Annotated in this window: 23 protein-coding genes; 8 read left to right on the forward strand and 15 right to left on the reverse strand. The window is 59.4% G+C overall.

What is annotated here, in order from left to right; genetic code table 11:
* Window positions 1-48 precede the first annotated feature (48 nt).
* From RCAS_RS09250 to RCAS_RS09290, 10 genes are all read right to left on the reverse strand, one after another.
* Complete coding sequence (locus RCAS_RS09250) at window positions 49-1,041, reverse strand: beta-ketoacyl-ACP synthase III (protein ID WP_012120320.1); 993 nt, start codon at window positions 1,039-1,041, stop codon at window positions 49-51.
* A gap of 81 nt (window positions 1,042-1,122) precedes the next feature.
* Window positions 1,123-1,320, reverse strand: coding sequence for a 50S ribosomal protein L32 (gene rpmF, locus RCAS_RS23890; RefSeq protein WP_012120321.1), 198 nt, complete (start codon window positions 1,318-1,320; stop codon window positions 1,123-1,125).
* Window positions 1,321-1,339: 19 nt separating this feature from the next.
* Complete coding sequence (locus tag RCAS_RS09255) at window positions 1,340-1,888, reverse strand: YceD family protein (RefSeq protein WP_012120322.1); 549 nt, start codon at window positions 1,886-1,888, stop codon at window positions 1,340-1,342.
* A 65-nt stretch (window positions 1,889-1,953) separates the two neighbouring features.
* Window positions 1,954-2,331 (reverse strand): hypothetical protein, encoded by a 378-nt coding sequence (locus RCAS_RS09260; RefSeq protein ID WP_012120323.1) that lies wholly within the window; start codon window positions 2,329-2,331, stop codon window positions 1,954-1,956.
* 63 nt (window positions 2,332-2,394) lie between these two features.
* Entirely contained in the window at window positions 2,395-2,877 is a 483-nt protein-coding gene (gene coaD / locus RCAS_RS09265) for a pantetheine-phosphate adenylyltransferase (protein ID WP_012120324.1), read from the reverse strand.
* A 96-nt stretch (window positions 2,878-2,973) separates the two neighbouring features.
* Window positions 2,974-3,549, reverse strand: coding sequence for a 16S rRNA (guanine(966)-N(2))-methyltransferase RsmD (gene rsmD, locus RCAS_RS09270; RefSeq protein ID WP_012120325.1), 576 nt, complete (start codon window positions 3,547-3,549; stop codon window positions 2,974-2,976).
* Between the two features lie 8 nt (window positions 3,550-3,557).
* Window positions 3,558-3,818 (reverse strand): BglII/BstYI family type II restriction endonuclease, encoded by a 261-nt coding sequence (locus RCAS_RS25590; protein WP_198136022.1) that lies wholly within the window; start codon window positions 3,816-3,818, stop codon window positions 3,558-3,560.
* A gap of 315 nt (window positions 3,819-4,133) precedes the next feature.
* Window positions 4,134-5,123, reverse strand: a complete 990-nt coding sequence (locus tag RCAS_RS23895; RefSeq protein ID WP_012120326.1) for a DNA-methyltransferase — start codon at window positions 5,121-5,123, stop codon at window positions 4,134-4,136.
* Window positions 5,120-6,484, reverse strand: coding sequence for an aspartate aminotransferase family protein (locus tag RCAS_RS09285; RefSeq protein WP_012120327.1), 1,365 nt, complete (start codon window positions 6,482-6,484; stop codon window positions 5,120-5,122). The genes RCAS_RS23895 and RCAS_RS09285 overlap by 4 nt, the downstream gene beginning before the upstream one ends.
* Entirely contained in the window at window positions 6,484-7,218 is a 735-nt protein-coding gene (locus tag RCAS_RS09290) for a metallophosphoesterase family protein (RefSeq protein ID WP_012120328.1), read from the reverse strand. Before RCAS_RS09290 ends, RCAS_RS09285 begins: the two co-directional genes overlap by 1 nt.
* A gap of 216 nt (window positions 7,219-7,434) precedes the next feature.
* Between RCAS_RS09290 and RCAS_RS09295 the strand changes: the two genes are divergently transcribed.
* Window positions 7,435-9,072: a GerMN domain-containing protein gene (locus RCAS_RS09295; protein WP_012120329.1), complete on the forward strand. Its 1,638-nt coding sequence runs from the start codon at window positions 7,435-7,437 to the stop codon at window positions 9,070-9,072.
* A gap of 1 nt (window position 9,073) precedes the next feature.
* Here the strand turns inward: RCAS_RS09295 and RCAS_RS09300 are convergent, their stop codons facing one another.
* The 5 genes from RCAS_RS09300 to RCAS_RS09320 are packed head-to-tail and all read right to left on the reverse strand — an operon-like array spanning window position 9,074 to window position 11,555.
* Window positions 9,074-9,409, reverse strand: a complete 336-nt coding sequence (locus RCAS_RS09300; protein WP_012120330.1) for a hypothetical protein — start codon at window positions 9,407-9,409, stop codon at window positions 9,074-9,076.
* Window positions 9,406-9,660, reverse strand: coding sequence for a hypothetical protein (locus tag RCAS_RS09305; protein ID WP_157042599.1), 255 nt, complete (start codon window positions 9,658-9,660; stop codon window positions 9,406-9,408). Before RCAS_RS09305 ends, RCAS_RS09300 begins: the two co-directional genes overlap by 4 nt.
* Complete coding sequence (gene cas4, locus RCAS_RS09310; protein ID WP_012120332.1) at window positions 9,657-10,169, reverse strand: CRISPR-associated protein Cas4; 513 nt, start codon at window positions 10,167-10,169, stop codon at window positions 9,657-9,659. The genes RCAS_RS09305 and cas4 overlap by 4 nt, the downstream gene beginning before the upstream one ends.
* Before the next feature lie 3 nt (window positions 10,170-10,172).
* A complete protein-coding gene (locus tag RCAS_RS09315) occupies window positions 10,173-10,421 on the reverse strand; it encodes a PD-(D/E)XK nuclease family protein (protein ID WP_012120333.1) in 249 nt (82 codons plus the stop codon).
* An 18-nt stretch (window positions 10,422-10,439) separates the two neighbouring features.
* The gene (locus RCAS_RS09320; RefSeq protein WP_012120334.1) at window positions 10,440-11,555 is read right to left on the reverse strand and encodes a M50 family metallopeptidase; all 1,116 of its coding nucleotides are present in this window, start codon (window positions 11,553-11,555) and stop codon (window positions 10,440-10,442) included.
* Window positions 11,556-11,803: 248 nt separating this feature from the next.
* Between RCAS_RS09320 and RCAS_RS09325 the strand changes: the two genes are divergently transcribed.
* The 7 genes from RCAS_RS09325 (at window position 11,804) to RCAS_RS09355 (ending at window position 17,582) form a co-directional block, all read left to right on the forward strand.
* Window positions 11,804-12,619 (forward strand): hypothetical protein, encoded by an 816-nt coding sequence (locus RCAS_RS09325; protein ID WP_041330504.1) that lies wholly within the window; start codon window positions 11,804-11,806, stop codon window positions 12,617-12,619.
* A gap of 315 nt (window positions 12,620-12,934) precedes the next feature.
* Complete coding sequence (locus RCAS_RS09330; RefSeq protein ID WP_012120335.1) at window positions 12,935-13,549, forward strand: MBL fold metallo-hydrolase; 615 nt, start codon at window positions 12,935-12,937, stop codon at window positions 13,547-13,549.
* Window positions 13,550-13,558: 9 nt separating this feature from the next.
* Window positions 13,559-14,794, forward strand: coding sequence for a PrsW family intramembrane metalloprotease (locus RCAS_RS09335; protein ID WP_012120336.1), 1,236 nt, complete (start codon window positions 13,559-13,561; stop codon window positions 14,792-14,794).
* Window positions 14,791-15,189: a Uma2 family endonuclease gene (locus RCAS_RS09340; protein WP_012120337.1), complete on the forward strand. Its 399-nt coding sequence runs from the start codon at window positions 14,791-14,793 to the stop codon at window positions 15,187-15,189. The genes RCAS_RS09335 and RCAS_RS09340 overlap by 4 nt, the downstream gene beginning before the upstream one ends.
* 83 nt (window positions 15,190-15,272) lie before the next feature.
* A complete protein-coding gene (locus RCAS_RS25595) occupies window positions 15,273-15,614 on the forward strand; it encodes a hypothetical protein (protein WP_041330508.1) in 342 nt (113 codons plus the stop codon).
* A gap of 26 nt (window positions 15,615-15,640) precedes the next feature.
* Window positions 15,641-16,525 (forward strand): carbon-nitrogen hydrolase, encoded by an 885-nt coding sequence (locus RCAS_RS09350; RefSeq protein WP_012120338.1) that lies wholly within the window; start codon window positions 15,641-15,643, stop codon window positions 16,523-16,525.
* A gap of 10 nt (window positions 16,526-16,535) precedes the next feature.
* Complete coding sequence (locus tag RCAS_RS09355; RefSeq protein WP_012120339.1) at window positions 16,536-17,582, forward strand: agmatine deiminase family protein; 1,047 nt, start codon at window positions 16,536-16,538, stop codon at window positions 17,580-17,582.
* The last annotated feature ends 1 nt before the right edge of the window (window position 17,583 follow it).

Below are 17,583 nucleotides of genomic sequence, written 5' to 3' on the forward strand. Positions count from 1 at the left end.
CGGCGTGGCTGATGCTGCTGTTTCCGCATCTGGAACGGGTGACCGGCGCTACCCCGCACTCCAGCGAATCACCGCCGATGCCCAGGTCAGTCCCCCGCCAAACGAGGTGAGGAGCGCATAGTCCCCTTTGCGCAGCCGCTGCTGCTCGACGGCTTCAACGAGCGCGATGGGAATGCTGGCGGCTGAGGTGTTGCCGTAGCGGTCGAGGTTGACGAACACGCGATCCAGCGGCACTTCGAGGCGTTTGGCAGTCGCTTCGATAATGCGCAGGTTCGCCTGATGGGGAATCACCAGCGCAACATCGTCGGTAGAAAGCCCGGCAGCCTGAAGAGCGTCGAACGAAGAGGCGGCCATTTCACGAACTGCGTGCTTAAAGATTTCGCGCCCATTCATGAAGACATACTGGCGTCCCTCTTCGAGCAGTTCCGGCGTTGCGGGGAGGCGCGTCCCGCCAGCATCGACCGCCATCAGGTCTTCCTGTTCGCCATCGGCGCCGAGGACGCACGAAAGGAGTCCGGCTGGTTCGTCGGAGGGTTGGAGCACCACGGCGCCGGCGCCATCGCCGAACAGCACACACGTATTGCGGTCGTTCCAGTTAATGAAGTGGGTAAAAATATCACAGGCGACGAAGAGGACATTGCGCGCCGCACCGCTGCGGACCATACTGGTGGCCACCTGCAAGCCATAGACGAAGCCGCTGCATGCCGCCACGATATCGAAGGCAGCGGCGCGGCGCGCACCGACCCCCGCCTGAACCGTGCAGGCGGTGGCCGGGAATGGACGATCCGGCGTACAGGTCGCCAGAATGACCGTGTCGATCTGCGCCGCGTCGAGACCGGCGCGCGCGAGGGCAGCGCGCCCTGCGGCGATCGACAGAGCAGAAGTATGTTCACCAGGACCTGCGATGCGTCGTTCACGAATACCGGTGCGGGTCTGGATCCACTCGTCCGACGTTTCGACCATCCGCTCAAGGTCGGCATTCGTCAGCACACGTTCAGGAACCGCCATGCCCCAACCCGTAATTGCAGCAAAGTTCGCCATACCCGCCTCGATAATACAAAAAAGGGTTACTGACCCGCCGGCATGGCTGTCAATAACCCCGCACGACGCGCACGTGACGTATTATTCCTCCCTGGCTTCGCTCTTCGGCTCGACGACCAGGCGCCCCCGGTAATACCCGCACGACTTGCAGACATAATGCGCGCGCATCAACTGACCGCAGCGCGTGCATGGCACGAGTGTCGGCATATCGATGCGCTGATGTTGCCGCCGATTGCCGCGCCGATGGCGAGAAACTTTTGTTTTTGGTACAGCACCCATAACACATTGACCCTTAGCACTATTCTGGCTTCAGAAGCGCGCGCAGCGCAGCGAACCGTTCATCGCCGCCAGAACTGCCGCACGAACACTGCTCGACATTCAGATCGGCGCCGCACTCCGGGCAAAGACCACGGCAGTCGGGACGACAGAGCGGCTGCATAGGCAGTTCAAGCAGCACATACTCGCGCAGCATCTCGCCGACGTCCGCCATATGCAACTCATCGAGATAGAAGGGGTCCTCCTCGTCGGGTTGCGGCAGCGGCGTTCCGGTCGTCACATCGATCCGCGAATGGAACTCATCACGGAAGCGCACCTCGATAGGCTGCACAGCCGGATTGAGGCAGCGGACACACTCCATCTCCACCGTTCCGCGGGCATGCACATCGACCAATACCCCGCTGGCGGTGCGGGTAAACCGCACCTCACCGACCATGCCGCGCATTTCGAGCGTATCGTCGAGGCGCAGCACCGGCTCAGCAAAGTCGTACCTGCGTGACGCGCCGACGTACTCGCGCAACAGTTGGGCGACGTTGAACTTCAAATCGGTGATCGGTTTTGACATGTGCATGAGAGCGCCCTCTGCGCTGACAGAGGCTGCATTATAGGTCAGCGGCGTCTTGCTGTCAAGACGAATTATCTGCCGGGCGCCCGCGGTTCGCGCACTGCACCCAGTTCGTGTAGTCCGTTCTGCACGCTGGTAATGACTTTCAGCAAGCGTTGTTCGAGTTCTTCGAGCACCTGGCGCGCGTACTCGTCGGCGCCTGCACGGATGGCGCGCGCCTCGCGCTCCGCCTGTTCCAGCAACCGCGCGCGTTCAGCCTCAATTGCTTCGAGCAATCCCTGTTCCTGCAACACCTGCTGCACCCGTTCCTGCGCTTCGCTGATCAACCGTTCCTGCTCACTGATGATCCGCCGCGCCTGGCGCAACTCCTCAGGAACCGCCACACGCATGCGGTCAATAATGTCGAGCACGCGATCTTCGTCGATCAACAGCCGACCGCTGAACGGCACCCGTTTGCCCTCGGCGATGACATCTTCCAGTTCATCGATTAACTGATCCAGTTCGATGGCTCATCACCTCCTGCCATAGACGCGCTTCAGCGCATCCACTACCGGACCGGGAACCAGCCAGGAAACGTCGCCGCCAAGCGACGCGATTTCACGCACCGTGCTCGAACTGAAGAAGGTATACCGATGACTTGCCATAAACAGCACAATGTCGATATCGGGCGCGAGCGTCTGATTGATCTGCGCCAGCTGAAACTCCGCCTCGAAGTCGCCGACGGCGCGCATGCCGCGCACAATGACCGACGCGCCGACACTGCGCACATAATCGACCGTCAGCGTCGAATAGGTATCGACCTTAACCCGCGGGAGGTGGCGAGTCGACTCGCGCAGCAGCGCGACTCGTTCGTCGGTGCTGAAGAGTAACTGTTTGTTGGGGCGATCAAAGACCGCCATGATCACCGTATCGAAGATGCGCGACGCGCGCGCAGCGATGTCCAGATGTCCATTTGTGACCGGATCGAAGCTTCCTGGATAGACGGCAATCGTCACCCCTTCTCTCCTTCACTGGTGCAACGCGGATCCGCAGGCTGCTGCGCCGTTCAGTCAGTGACCCTGGTCGGCGACGCAGTGGATTGGTGCATCTCGTCAATGTTCGGAGGCGGCATCCTCCGGCGCCAGTTCATAGATCGAAAAGCACGAGTCGCCCAGGCGGCGGAATTTACGGCGGCGGAAACGCTGATAATGATCACTGAGTTCGACGCGCGGCGAATGACCGACGATCAGAATACCGTCGTCAGTCAGTACGTTGGCGTCGTCCACGGCGCAAATCGTCGCTTCAATTGCAGGATCAGCATAGGGCGGGTCCATAATGATTATATCATACTTCTCGCGGTGACCGTAAGTGCGCAGAAACCGCTCGACCGACATGGGGAAGATGCGTGCCCGATCCGCCAGTCGGGTATGTTCCAGGTTTTCGCGGATGATCCGGCAAACGTGCACTTTATGTTCGACAAAATCAGCCCATGCGGCGCCGCGGGACAGGCATTCGATCCCCAGCGATCCGGTGCCGGCGTACAGGTCGAGCACGCGCCCACGAATCGGTCCATATCCTTCAATGACCGAAAAGAGCGCCTCTTTGACCCGATCCAGCATTGGGCGGGTGCCGAGACCCTCCGGTGCTTTCAGGCGACGACCTTTGGCGGTTCCTGTTATGACGCGCATCTGCGTGCTTATTCGCTAACTCCCAAAATCAGCACGGGAATGTCGATGTCTGCAACGCCACGTTCCTCTAAATCCCAAACAAGCTGTTCAAAGTATGAGACGCCCGTGGACATTTGGTCTGCAAACTCCTTAATCGGGACAATCTCGATACCGACATCGATATATTTCTTCTTGTGAAAGATGGTCATCTTTGCGCAAACATTGTAGACCATGAAAGCATACTTGCCGAACTGAACCTCGACACCTACACGATTTTTGACAAAATCCATCTCCCGAAAAGCATGCTTGGGCGTTGTCTTCGATTTAAAGTACGGTAAATAGTGCTTGCTAGAGTATTCACAAGATACTCTTTTTGTTTCCTATTTCCTGCGGGTGAAAGCCTCTTTGAAGGCATCGTTCAAGGAGGCAGGATTATAGAGCATTATACCAAGCATTGTTTTTTTTTTTTTTTTTTTTTTGGCTCTGTTTTGTTTTATACTGAGCGCTATCAACACTCCTGATGATTTCCCCAACTTCTGCAAGTTCGTTCTTATATGTCCAAAATGTATTCTGAGAACCTTTGAAATAGTATACTGCTGCTATGATCACTCGTAATCTCCTCGGGTTTCAAGCAGACGCTCCTGAGATTGCTCTATCCACTCTTCCGGTATTTGAGATACCTTCTCGTTTCCTGTCGGTTGATACACCGGTTTTCCGATGGGGCGATAACGAAGCGTGCCATTATAGTAGTCTCGTATCCTCTGACGAGCCAGCTCTGCATAATCAGCGTCTTTTTCGCAACCTACTGCGCGTCGATTATGCATGAGGGCAGCGATAAGAGACGAGCCGACACCCATGTATGGATCGAAAACCCAGTCACCTTCATTCGTAAGTGCAAGAACGCACCGTTCGATGAGTTCGATAGGAAACTGACAGGGGTGTACGGTTTTCTCCGGGTGATTGGACTTTACATTCGGAATATCCCAAACCTCTTCCTCCCAGTCTTGCGCCAGAACCTCCCATATGTCAGATGGATTTTTGCCAAGAGGGTTTCCCGAAGGCTTTCCTTTATTTGGACCCTTAAAGTGCCGTTTTCCGGGGTACTTTGATGGAACACGGACGGAGTCGAGATTGAAGATGTACTTGTCTGATTTGGTGAACCATAAGATGGTTTCGTACCGCCCTGAAAATCGTTTGGAGGCATGTAATCCATGTCCAAATCTCCAGATAATTCTGTTTCTCAAATTCATGCCAATTTCTTTGAAAATAGGGTAGTAAAGAATATCCAGCGGGTATACTTCTCCATCTTCGACGAAGTTTCCCACCTGCCAGCAAATGCTCCCATCATTCTTGAGGATTCGATATAGTTGATTTATTAACTGAGACTGTGATCTCAGGTAATTCTCGATAGAAATACGGTTTTCATATGCCTTACCTAGATTATAAGGCGGCGAAGTGACAATGAGAGTTATGGAATTATCGGGAATCTGCTTGATAAAATCACTGACATCTCCATTGAATACAACGATCTCTGCGTCAGATCGAAATGTGTCTTCAATCGGCTTAGGTAATCGAAACAAAGGAAGATCGTTCATGTTCTGACACCACTACAGATGGACCATACGTTGTTTGTCACCATCTCGTCAAGCGTGGTCGCAAACGCTGCAATGGTTGCGTCGATGTCGCCCGGCGTGTGGGCAGCCGAGACAAAGCCGCTTCGCCCGCGCATGAGGTCGACGCCGTGGTTGATCATGCCCAGGCGCAGCAGTTGCACAAGGCGCGGATCGCCGCCGCGCTTCAGTTCGTCCGGCGGCGCTGTCGGATCGAGTTCGCCCGGCGGGAAGCCGACCGAGCATCCGGCGACGATATGGAAGATCGAAGCATCGCCATAGACCGCCCAACCCGCGAGTCGCCGCCGACGTAGTTCGGCGTTCATTCCGGTGATGAGTCGCTCTCCCAGCGTAGCGGCATGCGCCCCTGGCGCATCGTTTGCCACGATGCCGAGCATCGCCGTCCCCGCGGCTGCGGAGAGTGGTGCGGCGTTAAAGGTACCGAAGTGCCGGATTTTGCGCACCTGGTTCCATTCCGCATCGCCGAACGCCAGATGCCTGAGAATGTCGGCGCGCCCGCCGACGGCGCCACCGGGCAGCCCGCCTGCCAGAATCTTCGCCAGGGTCGTCAGATCGGCGGTAACCCCTGCGCGTTGCTGCGCGCCGCCGGGCGCCACCCGAAAGCCGGTGACGATCTCATCGCAGATCAGCAGCACACCGTACCGCCAGGTCAGTTGCCGCAGATCGCGCAGGAAGCCATGCGGCAACGGGATAGCGCCATACGATGCGCCGGTTGGTTCGAGGATAACGGCAGCAATATCGGTGCGGCTGCGCAGCGCCTGCTCGACATAATCAAGATCGGTCGGCGCAACGACGGTTGATCCAAGCATGCCGTCGTACAATCCGGCGGGCGCGCTGGCATCGTTCGTATCATGCGCCAGAAGATCGTGCCAGCCGTGGTAGTGCCCGGTGAAGCGAAGAACGACCGGTTTGCCGGTAAAGGCGCGCGCCAGACGCAGCGCCATCATCGTCGCTTCGGTGCCGGATGCGGTGAAACGCAACCGTTCGATGCCGGGAACCAGGCGCTTCACCAGTTGCGCCCATTGCAGGCTGAGTTCGTGTTCGGCGCCGTAGTGCGTCCCGCGCTCCATCTGGCGTTGCACCGCAGCGACGATTGCCGGATGCCCGTGACCGAGCAACAGCGCCCCATGCCCCATCCAGTAATCGATCAACCGGTTTTCGTCGGCATCCCATTTATGGGCGCCGGCGCACTGTTCGACGTACAACGGAAAGGGTGTCACGTAACGCCCATCGTGGGTGACGCCGCTGGGGAACAATGCCTGCGCTTGACCGAATAATGCCTGGGATCGCGGATGTTTCTGGATGTATGTCTCAATGATTGTCATCAGATTCCATACTCCAGTCGGGCAATGAGCGCCTCGGGCAGTTGTGCGTCGCGCATCTGGCGCTGCGTCAGCGCAATGTCATAAGCAACGCGATGAAACGTGATCGTATCGATAGCGGTGTCGAAGATTGCAAACGCAGCGCGCGGATCCTGATTGCGCGGCTGGCCGATGCTGCCAGGATTGATAATATACCGGAATCCATCTTCCAATGTCAGCCTCGCGCCGTCGTCCGGCGACGATGGTCCTTCACAGCGTCCGTCGGGTGTCAGGCGGAAGACCAGCGGCACGTGCGAGTGACCGATCAGGCAGACTTGCTGTGCAAAGCGACGAAAGTTATCGAGCGCCTGATAGCGCGTCAGTAAATACTCCCATACCGGTTCACGCGGGCTGCCGTGAGCCGCCAGAAAGCGTTCGTTGATCGGTTGGATCGGTTCGAGTTCTTCCAGCAACATCCGATGATCGTCCGTCAACTGATCGCCATTCCAGACATTGGCGGCGCGCGCGTCCGGGTTGAAGTCGCTCAGGTCCAACAATCCGAGGCAGGCAAGATCGTGATTGCCTGCGAGCATCATACTTGCTTCAGTGCGGATCGTTGCCACGCATTCGTTGGGACGCGGACCGTATCCGATGGTATCTCCCAGATTCCAGACGGTATCGTATGGTTTGGCAGCAGACAACACCGTTTCGAGCGCCACAATGTTCGAGTGAATATCCGAAAGGATCAGGATGCGCATACGTCCTGGCACGTCCTTACAACCGCCTGAGCAGGCTGACCGCACATATATTGCATATCATACCACGTTGGACGCTCTGGTGCAGTCTGAGGTTGAAGCAAGCTGCAATCTGGCTGTAAGGTTTCGGTAATGCCAGGGCTTTGCTTCTCTTCTTGCCCGCTCCTATAATACGCCTGAATGTCGTAGCGCTCAACGTTCAAGGAGATCCGGCGCGCTATGAGCGAGCCAACGCCAACTGGTCCGGGGTATTGCCCGTATCTTGGTCTGAAACAGAATCGCGCCATCCGGTTTTCGTCGCCGACGCCGGAGCATCGCTGTTATGTCAGCGGCGAGCCGGTCGATATACCTGTTGATCAGAGCGCATTCTGCCTTTCTCGCAATCATGTTCAGTGCCCATTATACATGGGTTTAACCCTCCCCTCAATCCCGGCAACGGTCAGTTCATCCGGTGCGACCACGACAGCGCCCGGCGGATTGCGTGGCTGGCTACGCACGCTGTCGCCGCGCGACCGCGCGATCTATGCCTTGATGCTGGGCATGCTGGCGCTAATCGTGCTTGTGTACGCTATTGCGGGATGGCAGGCGCTGACCGGGACTGCGCCGGTCACAGGCGCACCTTCGCCGATAACCGTGGCGCCGCCGGAGACGGCGACCGCAACCCCGGCGCCGCTCCCCTCTCCATCGGCAACGGCGACGCCGCCGCCTCCCACTCCCACTGCGTTGCCAACCAGTACGCCCTCGCCGCAACCGAACCCGTCGCCAACTCAGGAACCGGTGATTATCGTGCCAACGGCGCTGCCGACGCAACCGACCGGTACTGCCGGTGTCGCGCCTTCGCCAACCGACAACGCGACGGCAACACCATCGCCAACGGTCGCTGCACCGGCAACACCTTCCCCAACAGGTCAACCGGCGCCGGCGTCTCCGACTCTCACGGCAACCGCAGCGCCGCCGCCAACGACAGCGCCGACCGCACCTCCGCAACCGCCGACTGCCGTGCCGCCAGCAATGCCGCGAACGCCTGCGCCGCCGGCGGCGCCGACGGTTCAGCAGCAACGATTGTGGCTCTACTTCGGTGATGCGACCGGCACACTCTTCGTTCCTGTCCAGCGGCTCGTTCCGGTTGAAGATCGCAAAGTAGCCACTGCCGCTATCAACGCCTTGATCGAGGGTCCTCGCAATGGGCTTGAGCGTTTGATCGATCCGCAGGCGCGCCTCTTGAGCATTGCCATCAACAACGGGCTTGCCACAGTCAACTTTGACCGCCCGCCGCACCTGAACGGCGATCCGCGCGGATTGCACTCAATCGTCCTGACCCTGACCCACTTCGAGACGATCAGCCGGGTGCAGTTCCAGGTCAACGGCAGGAACATCGGCATCGATGGGAGCGGTCCAATCGGGCGCCCGGTCGTCAACCCGTTGAACCCGAACAACCTGCCGGTGGATTATGCTGCCACCGAGTTTCTACCGACGTATTACCTGGCGAACGATGGGTATCACACAATCCGCATCATTCGCATGGTGCCAAAGACGCGCCAGGTGGCAGAGGGAACGGTGCGCGCGCTCATCGAGGGACCGGGAATCTACGAGTACGCTGTGCAGCGCACCATTCCGCCGGGAACCGAACTTCGCGCCATCAGCATCAACCAGGGAGTCGCGCGGGTCGATTTCAGCGCCCGATTCGCCGAAGCGTCGGATCGCAACGCGGCAGTGCGCACGCTGGTCGAATCGCTGACTACGCTGCCGCGTGTCAGCGGGGTGCAGATCCTGGTTGAAGGTCGCTCACTTGCGGAATGGTGGGGAGAGCCATATGGCAGGGTCTATCCAAAGCCGCTGATCAACCCGGAAGGATGATCTACCACCAGCGCCACTGGACGTACCGATGCTCTTGCGGTGGAACGATACGGCAGTGTGCGCATACGCGAAATGGAATGCCTGTCTCGCGCTCAAGGGAGAGATCGCTGCGTCCGCCACAGTAGCGGCACACACTCAGATTTTCAATATCGTCGGCGCGCCAGAGTTGGGGGATGAGGGTTAATTCCAGCGGATGCACGCCGCCAATGGCTGCAATTTTGACGCACACTGCTGCCGGAAAGACCGCTTCGACGCGCGCAAACAGATGATAGCGGTATGAATACACCTCATCGCCAACACAGATGGCGCCTATCCGTGGATGGGTTCGAATCTTCATGGCATCCTTAGCAGCGCAGCCAGCCTGCGCAACTCCTCTTCATTGAGACGAAACGCCTCGTAGTCGCTGAACATGAGCGCATCGAGCACATCGGCGATGCGCGCTGCGGCGCCCTCCTCGAAGCGCGCCAGACCGAGTTCTACATCATAGAAGCGGTCGAAAGCCCATGCTGCCAGCGCCTCGTTGGTCAGAGCGCCGGATAGTCGCTCGTCGATCTGTTCAGCCACCATGGTGCACGTGATCACCATCATCGGCGCAGTGCCTGATCACACATCGAGAAGAATCCGCATCCCAGACAGCGTGCCGGATCATCGTGACTCCGATCACATTCGTTGTCAAGCGCTGCGCGCATTTCCTCAATCAGCGCCAGCGTCTCCTGGCGCACCTGCGCCGTGTACGACAGCCGAAACGTTCGATCCGCATAGCACAGCAACCCATAGGGCGGAGCAACGCCGGTGGTTTCTTCAAGCAACAGGCAATACGCCGCCAGTTGCATCAGATCGGACTCATACGGGCGCGTTGCGTTCCGCCCCGGCTTGACTTCCACGGGGATGAGGCGTCCACGTTTCTGGATCAGGTAATCAGGCTTTCCGACCAGTCCGATCCGCCGTGCAATCAACGGTCGCTCCGGCGATTGGGCGTCGGTATCGCGGTACACCACCGGCGCCCATGGAAGACCGGCGGAGGCGCGCAGGCGAAGGGCGCCGATCAGCGCGACCAGTGCCAACAGAAGCAGAGCAAGTCCGACGGTGATCGCCACAGGTCAACCCGCCATCCATCCGCCGATCAGGAGCGCCAGCGCAAGCGTGCCAAGGAGCGCGGCGATGATGGCGAACAGGCGACTCAGGGCAACAGATCGTGCATGGCGGTGATGCAGTGTTGTGCCATACTCACGCCGTGCGCGTTCTTCCGGTTCAAGCCCGGCGACCCGGCGCAGCCACCAGGCGCGCGCGCAGTAGACATATTCGCCAATCTCGCTGGCGCGGATGATTGGTAATCGCGGACCAGGCATATTTCAGACGTGATGGAACTATCCGCCACCCAACACCGGATTGCCGCCGATCCAGTTTGCTACATCGGAGACGGTAATGACCACCATCAGCCCCATGAGCATCATGAAGCCAATAGCATGGACCATCGCCTCGCGTTCAGGCGGGATCTTCTTACCGCCACGCGCGATCTCGATCAGCGAAAAGAGAATATGGCTGCCATCGAGCGCCGGGATGGGCAACAGGTTGATCAGGAACAGATTGAGACTGATGAGCGCCGTCCACTGCCAGAAGCCGAGCCAGCCATCGCGCTGAATGACCTCTCCGGTGCCGCGGGCAATGCCGACGACGCCGGCGACCCCGCCCTGTGGCGCTTCGGTGATTCCCAACAGGCTGCCGAGCATCTGACCAATGCCAGCGATGAACCGCCCCAGAATGTCGAACGTATAGGAAAAACCGGCGTTGAGCGCCTTGAGCGGCGTTGCCGGAACGATCTGAATGTTGGGCGTATAGGCGAAGCCGAACCCATTCTCAAACGCAACGCCGTCACGTTGCCAGGGACCGGGAGTGATCATCAGCACCACGCGCGCCCCATCGCGCTCCACGACCGCCTCAATCGTGCGCCCCCGGTTCTCTGCCGCAATCAGGCGAATGACGCTCAGGTCGGTGTCGAGTGTGCGCCCGTTGAGCGACACCAGCAGATCGCCGCTCTGCAACCCGGCGCGTTCGGCTGGGGTCGCCGGGTAGACGACATCGATGCGCGCGCCATTGAATGCCTCAGGAACGCCACGCGCCATAAAGATGCCGCTGAAGATCAGGAATGCCAGCAGCAGATTCATCAATGGTCCGGCGAACAAAACGGCAATTTTCTTCCATGGCGATGCTGCGGAAAGACTACCGACGCCATAAATCTGCTCGCCTTCGCCGCCGAAGCGCACAAACCCGCCGATCGGCAGCCAGTTGAGCGTGTATTTGACGCCATTTCGCTCAAAGAGCACCATCGCGCGCGGCGGATATCCCAACCCAAACTCTTCGACTTTGATGCCGAACCAGACCGCTGTCAGAAAATGACCCAACTCGTGAACCAGCACCAGCAGCCCGAGCATGAGCAGGAATGCAGCAATGGTGACCAGACCGTCGGGCAAACTCTCGAACACCGTGCTTCTCCTCTTGAATAACGCGCGGCAGCTGTAACACCATCGGACAGGCGTGCTGCGTATTGGGTAGTGTACCGTATTGCAGAAGTGTCTGTCAACTATAGTGAACGTTGCAGGTCCAGGCATGCATGGTCAGACGGCATGCTGGCGCAGCGGTCTCATGTTATCCAATCGACCCGTGCTGCTGAGTCGCACGTCCTCTGAGCTACGGGCTAAAGCCCTCGCTTAAGACCTGGAAGCCCCTCGGATTGGCGGCGAAGGACGGCAAGAGTCTGTTCTGCTACGGGCTAAAGCCCTCGCTTAAGACCTGGAAGCCCCTCGGATTGGCGGCGAAGGACGGCAAGAGTCTGTTCTGCTACGGGCTAAAGCCCTCGCTTAAGACCTGGAAGCCCCTCGGATTGGCGGCGAAGGACGGCAAGAGTCCGTTCTGCTACGGGCTAAAGCCCTCGCTTAAGACCTGGAAGCCCCTCGGATTGGCGGCGAAGGACGGCAAGAGTCCGTTCTGCTACGGGCTAAAGCCCTCGCTTAAGACCTGGAAGCCCCTCGGATTGGCGGCGAAGGACGGCAAGAGTCCGTTCTGCTACGGGCTAAAGCCCTCGCTTAAGACCTGGAAGCCCCTCGGATTGGCGGCGAAGGACGGCAAGAGTCCGTTCTGCTACGGGCTAAAGCCCTCGCTTAAGACCTGGAAGCCCCTCGGATTGGCGGCGAAGGACGGCAAGAGTCCGTTCTGCTACGGGCTAAAGCCCTCGCTTAAGACCTGGAAGCCCCTCGGATTGGCGGCGAAGGACGGCAAGAGTCCGTTCTGCTACGGGCTAAAGCCCTCGCTTAAGACCTGGAAGCCCCTCGGATTGGCGGCGAAGGACGGCAAGAGTCCGTTCTGCTACGGGCTAAAGCCCTCGCTTAAGACCTGGAAGCCCCTCGGATTGGCGGCGAAGGACGGCAAGAGTCCGTTCTGCTACGGGCTAAAGCCCTCGCTTAAGACCTGGAAGCCCCGGAGGGGCTTGTGTGATCTCAGTCGGGGCTTCAGCCTGCAACGCCCAGGAATGCCGGTCTTGTTCGTTTGATCTTCATACGCCCTTGCTCAGCTCAGGCGCGTCCCTGCGGGACTGCCGTGGGCGCACGCGCCAGCAGCTGCGCGCGAAGATGGCGCACTCGTCCGTCATCGCGCTTTTTCCCGGATGTCTGGATGACGCCTAGCATTCAGACCAGCCTCGCAGGGGCTTGCATGTCCTCAGCCAGGGCTTCAGTCCGCAGCGAGACGGCGGTTCCTGACCATGCATGCCTGCCCCGGACGTTGCCCGAACTGGCGCTATTTGACACCCCTCATCACGATCCGCTAAGATGCAAAGGCGTACAGTTTTTGCTCAAGCGGAGCGCCTATGGAACTGCGCAGCAGAGCAGTCGGTCCCTGGCCCATGAACAGTTATGCACTGGTTTGCCCGACGACGCGCCACAGTGTTCTGATCGATCCCGGCGCGGAATCGGACGAACTTATCGCTATGCTCGACGACACGACTCCGGTTGCCATTTTGCTGACGCATACCCATCCCGATCACATCGGCGCACTCGAGGAGGTGCGCAACCGGCTCGGTGTGCCGGTCTTCGCCCATCCCGGCCCCTGCGTTGCCGGCATGGCGCCCGTTGATCGCGCGCTGGCGCACGGTGATGTGGTGACGGTCGGTGACTCGGTGATTCGGGCATGGCACACCCCTGGTCACACCGCTGATATGGTGTGCTATCTGGTGGAGGGCGCGCCGATTGCTGTCGTTGGCGACACCCTGTTTGACGGCGGACCGGGACGCACCTGGTCGGTAGACGATTTTCACACAACTCTTGTTACGTTGCGTACCATCGTGCTGACCTGGAGCGATGACACGATCTGCTACCCTGGTCATGGTCCATCCTTCCGGCTTGGCGACCGGCGCGCCGCTATCGAGCGCTTCCTGGCGCATGCGCCCGAAGGTTTTTGTGGCGATGCCACATGGGATGTGTGAGAGGAGTCTATGCCCGCTTCGGCGAAACTGGTTGCGCGCGCAATGGTCGGGTCTCCTATCGCGCGACCCTTTGGAGGGTGTTTGTTTGTTGCGGGGATGCTGGCGCTGCTCGGCTTTGCATTCCTGGGACATTTGGCGCTCTGGATTCTGGAACCTGTTACTCGCGTCGGCATTTTTCTGACCGGTGTTCTGATCGGTACGGTTGCATCGCTTCCCCTTCTGGCGCTGCTGCGCTGGCTCGACCGGCGCGAGCGCGAGTCGCTCTGGCTGGCGATCGGCGCTGTGGTGTGGGGCGCCGTTATCAGCACCGGTCTCTCTGCCATCTTCAATGCGCTTGGCTTTGGCTTCATCTCGGTCAGCCTGGAGATCGTCGGCGGGGTCGATTCCGAATTGATCGGGCAGTTGCTTGCGGCGACGCTGGTTGCGCCGCCGGTTGAGGAAGCGTTCAAGGGGCTGGCGATCCTGGTGCTCTTCTGGTTTCTGCGCGCCGAGTTCGACAATGTGCGTGATGGTATCATCTATGGCGCTTTGGTCGGGATCGGATTCAATATCGCCGAGTATGCGCTTTATGTGATGCAGGGGTACGCCGAAAGCGGCGTCGCGCCTTTCGCCGAGCAGTTCGCCGGTCGTTTCGTCTTCCTCGGTTTCAATGGGCATATGCTCTGGAGCGCCATCTGCGGCGCTGGCGTCGGGTTTGCGCGCCAGTCAACTGGCGGCGGTTGCACCACGCTGGGAGCGCCGGTCGCCGGATACCTGGCGGCAACGTTCGGTCACGCACTCAACAATTCGGTTGGCGTCTTCCTTCTGGGAGTCATTCTGGTCGTGATGGGGTATGATGTCGAAGGCGGGTTGATGAGCGTCTCGCCTTTTGCGCTGTGGACGGCGGCAGCAATTATGAATGTGCTGGTGCAGGGCGTGTTCTACGTTGCGTTGCTGGTGTTGCTGGCGCTGACCTCGCGCTGGGAGCGCGAAGTGATCCGCACCTACCTGGCGGACGAGGTTGGCGTCAGCGTCACGCCCGAAGAGTATTCCGCAATTGTGAATGATCGTATGTTTGGCGCACTGGGAAGCCGCGGCACTCCGTGGCAGTTGGCGCTGGCGCAGAATGAACTGGCATTCCGCAAATGGCACGTCGCGCGCGAAGGCGGCAACCCGGCGACCGATCCGCTGGTTGCGGCATGGCGCCAGGATATTGCGACGCTCCGTGAAGAATGGCTTCGTTCTCGACAGGTGAGTCAGGCATGACCGTGAAGACCGATCGGCGTCGTGCGCTGGCGATGACCATTCCAGAGGCGCCGGTCTGGCGGTTGAGCCTGGAGCAGTGCTATCACATAATCCAGACCGGCATCCGCACCGACGATGATTCCGTCGAGTTTCTCGAAGGGTTGTTGGTGACGAGCACGCCCAAAAATTCGTCGTATAACCTTGCGGCACATTTGACACGCAACGCGCTTACGCAGGTTGTGCCAGCGCAATGGTATATTGATGCGCAGGAACCATTCACCGCTGACGTGAGCGAGCCGGAACCGGATGTTCTGGTCGTCTGTGGCGAGCGCCGTATCACGGTCACCACCCGCAGGACATTGCGCTGGTTGTGGAAGTGGCAGATACCACGCTCAAGCGGGATCGAACCGGTATGAACGCTTGAACCGGCGTCTCTGTGACAGGGTGGAAGTGGCAGATACCACGCTCAAGCGGGATCGAACCCTGAAGAAGCGGATGTATGCACGCGCAATCAGTCTACTGGATCGTCAGTCTTGTCGAGCGCAAGGTTGAATGGTATGCACAGCCTTCGGTTGCTGGAGGGGAAGTCGATTGTGCGCAACGCCGTGATGTTCTCGAAGACGATGTAATACCAATGACCTGTGACCATCCGGCATGGTCACCCCGAGCCGCGCGAGGGGTCGTGCGCGACCCGCTTCGATTCCGCGCTGCGCGCGGCATGACCCGTCGCTGCGCGCGGCATGACCCGCATGCGGCATCTTCAATCGTCATTGGTATAATCCCGGTCGTTCTCGACGACGTAGAGATCGCGCGCCTCCCGGCGCGTGATCGGTTGCCCTGAATATCTTCCGCGAAAGTGAGAACCAAATGTCGCGTCTTGTTGCTGTTGGTCTGGTGCAAATGCGCATGACCGATGATCCGCAGCGGAACTTCGGCGCAGCCGTGGAAGGCATCCGAGAGGCTGCCGCGCGCGGTGCGCAGATTGTCTGTCTGCCGGAACTGTTTCGTTCGCTCTACTTCTGCCAGAGCGAAGACCATCGCCATTTCGCGCTGGCGGAGCCGATCCCCGGTCCGTCCACCGAGGCGTTGAGCGCACTGGCGCGCGACCTTGGCGTGGTGATCATCGCCAGTCTGTTCGAGAAGCGCGCCGAGGGGTTGTATCACAACACTGCCGCCGTCATCGATGCTGATGGTCGCTACCTGGGCAAATACCGCAAGATGCACATTCCTGATGATCCGCTGTACTACGAGAAGTTCTATTTCACCCCCGGCGACCTGGGGTTTAAGGTCTTTGCAACGCGCTATGCGCGCGCTGGCGTTCTCATCTGCTGGGATCAATGGTACCCCGAAGCAGCGCGCCTCACGGCGCTGCGCGGCGCTGATATTCTCTTTTACCCCACGGCGATTGGCTGGCATCCCCAAGAGAAGGACGCATACGGCGCAGCGCAGCACGCGAGTTGGGAAATCATCCAGCGGTCCCACGGCATTGCCAATGGGTGTTACGTCGTCAGCGTCAATCGCACCGGGCACGAAGGCGACTCGGACGGTGGCATCGAGTTCTGGGGTCAGAGTTTTGTTTCCGATCCATCTGGAACGATCCTGGCAAAGGCAGCGGTTGATCGTCCAGACGTGCTGGTGGTGTCGATTGATCTGGCGCGTATCGACGAACAGCGCACCCACTGGCCCTTCCTGCGCGACCGGCGGATCGATGCGTATGGCGAGATGACCAGGCGCTATATCGATGAGGAGTGACACAGCAACGATGACGACATCCCAACCGACGCCAGCCCAACTCGGATACCGGATGCCGGCTGAGTGGGCGCCACACCAAGCGACCTGGCTCTCCTGGCCCCACAACGAGGAGTCGTGGCCCGGCAAACTGCACATCGTCCTGCCGATCTATGCGCGCATGGTCGCTGCGCTGGCGCGCTCCGAAACCGTTCACATCAACGTCAACGACGAAGCAATGGAAGAAGAAGCGTGTCGATTACTGCACAGCGTCGGCGCCGAAGGCGACATTCACTTTCATCATTTTCCCACCAACGATGCCTGGTGCCGTGACCACGGCGCGATCTTCGTTGTGCGCGATGGCGACGATCCCCTGGCAGCGATCAGGTGGGAGTACAACGCCTGGGGTGGCAAGTACCCGCCCTTCGATCTGGACCGGCAGATTCCCCGGCGCATGGCGGAGGCGCTGGGGGCGCCCTGCTTCGATGGCGGCATGGTGTTGGAAGGCGGCTCGATCGATGTCAATGGCGAAGGACTGTTGCTCACGACCGAGGCTTGCCTGCTCAACCCCAATCGCAATCCGCATCTCACCCGCGAGCAGATCGAGCAGCGATTGTGCGATTATCTGGGTGTCTCAACGGTGCTCTGGCTTGGCGATGGGATCGTAGGCGACGACACCGATGGGCACGTTGACGACCTGACCCGCTTTGTCGCGCCCGACACCGTTGTGACTGCGGTGGAAAGCGATCCGTCGGATGAGAATTACGACGCGCTCCAGGAAAATCTCCGTCGTCTGCGGCGCATGACCGATCACCGCGGCGGGGCGCTGCGGATCGTCGCACTGCCGATGCCACCTGCAATTGTGTATGAAGGGCGGCGCCTGCCCGCTTCCTACGCGAACTTTTACATTGCCAATCGTGTTGTGCTGCTCCCCACGTTCAACCACCCGAACGACGACCGCGCAGCAGCGATCCTGGCGGAACTTTTTCCGACACGCGAGATTGTGGGGATTGACTGCACCGATATGGTGTGGGGGCTTGGCGCCTGGCACTGCCTGACGCAGCAGGTTCCGGCGGTGTAAC

Origin of the sequence: Roseiflexus castenholzii DSM 13941 (genome assembly GCF_000017805.1) — a bacterium.
Classification (GTDB): domain Bacteria; phylum Chloroflexota; class Chloroflexia; order Chloroflexales; family Roseiflexaceae; genus Roseiflexus; species Roseiflexus castenholzii.

Excerpts from the sequence above, each read along its gene's own strand:
- RCAS_RS09295 (WP_012120329.1), top strand. The coding sequence starts at position 7,435 with ATGAGCGAGCCAACGCCAACTGGTCCGGGGTATTGCCCGTATCTTGGT.
- RCAS_RS23895 (WP_012120326.1), bottom strand. The coding sequence starts at position 5,123 with ATGAACGATCTTCCTTTGTTTCGATTACCTAAGCCGATTGAAGACACA.
- RCAS_RS09340 (WP_012120337.1), top strand. The coding sequence starts at position 14,791 with ATGACCGTGAAGACCGATCGGCGTCGTGCGCTGGCGATGACCATTCCA.
- RCAS_RS09350 (WP_012120338.1), top strand. The coding sequence starts at position 15,641 with ATGTCGCGTCTTGTTGCTGTTGGTCTGGTGCAAATGCGCATGACCGAT.
- RCAS_RS09330 (WP_012120335.1), top strand. The coding sequence starts at position 12,935 with ATGGAACTGCGCAGCAGAGCAGTCGGTCCCTGGCCCATGAACAGTTAT.
- RCAS_RS09305 (WP_157042599.1), bottom strand. The coding sequence starts at position 9,660 with ATGATGGTGATCACGTGCACCATGGTGGCTGAACAGATCGACGAGCGA.
- RCAS_RS25595 (WP_041330508.1), top strand. The coding sequence starts at position 15,273 with ATGCACGCGCAATCAGTCTACTGGATCGTCAGTCTTGTCGAGCGCAAG.
- RCAS_RS09250 (WP_012120320.1), bottom strand. The coding sequence starts at position 1,041 with ATGGCGAACTTTGCTGCAATTACGGGTTGGGGCATGGCGGTTCCTGAA.
- RCAS_RS09335 (WP_012120336.1), top strand. The coding sequence starts at position 13,559 with ATGCCCGCTTCGGCGAAACTGGTTGCGCGCGCAATGGTCGGGTCTCCT.
- RCAS_RS09290 (WP_012120328.1), bottom strand. The coding sequence starts at position 7,218 with ATGCGCATCCTGATCCTTTCGGATATTCACTCGAACATTGTGGCGCTC.
- RCAS_RS25590 (WP_198136022.1), bottom strand. The coding sequence starts at position 3,818 with ATGGATTTTGTCAAAAATCGTGTAGGTGTCGAGGTTCAGTTCGGCAAG.
- rpmF (WP_012120321.1), bottom strand. The coding sequence starts at position 1,320 with ATGGGTGCTGTACCAAAAACAAAAGTTTCTCGCCATCGGCGCGGCAAT.
- RCAS_RS09285 (WP_012120327.1), bottom strand. The coding sequence starts at position 6,484 with ATGACAATCATTGAGACATACATCCAGAAACATCCGCGATCCCAGGCA.
- rsmD (WP_012120325.1), bottom strand. The coding sequence starts at position 3,549 with ATGCGCGTCATAACAGGAACCGCCAAAGGTCGTCGCCTGAAAGCACCG.
- RCAS_RS09355 (WP_012120339.1), top strand. The coding sequence starts at position 16,536 with ATGACGACATCCCAACCGACGCCAGCCCAACTCGGATACCGGATGCCG.
- RCAS_RS09255 (WP_012120322.1), bottom strand. The coding sequence starts at position 1,888 with ATGCACATGTCAAAACCGATCACCGATTTGAAGTTCAACGTCGCCCAA.
- RCAS_RS09300 (WP_012120330.1), bottom strand. The coding sequence starts at position 9,409 with ATGAAGATTCGAACCCATCCACGGATAGGCGCCATCTGTGTTGGCGAT.
- RCAS_RS09315 (WP_012120333.1), bottom strand. The coding sequence starts at position 10,421 with ATGCCTGGTCCGCGATTACCAATCATCCGCGCCAGCGAGATTGGCGAA.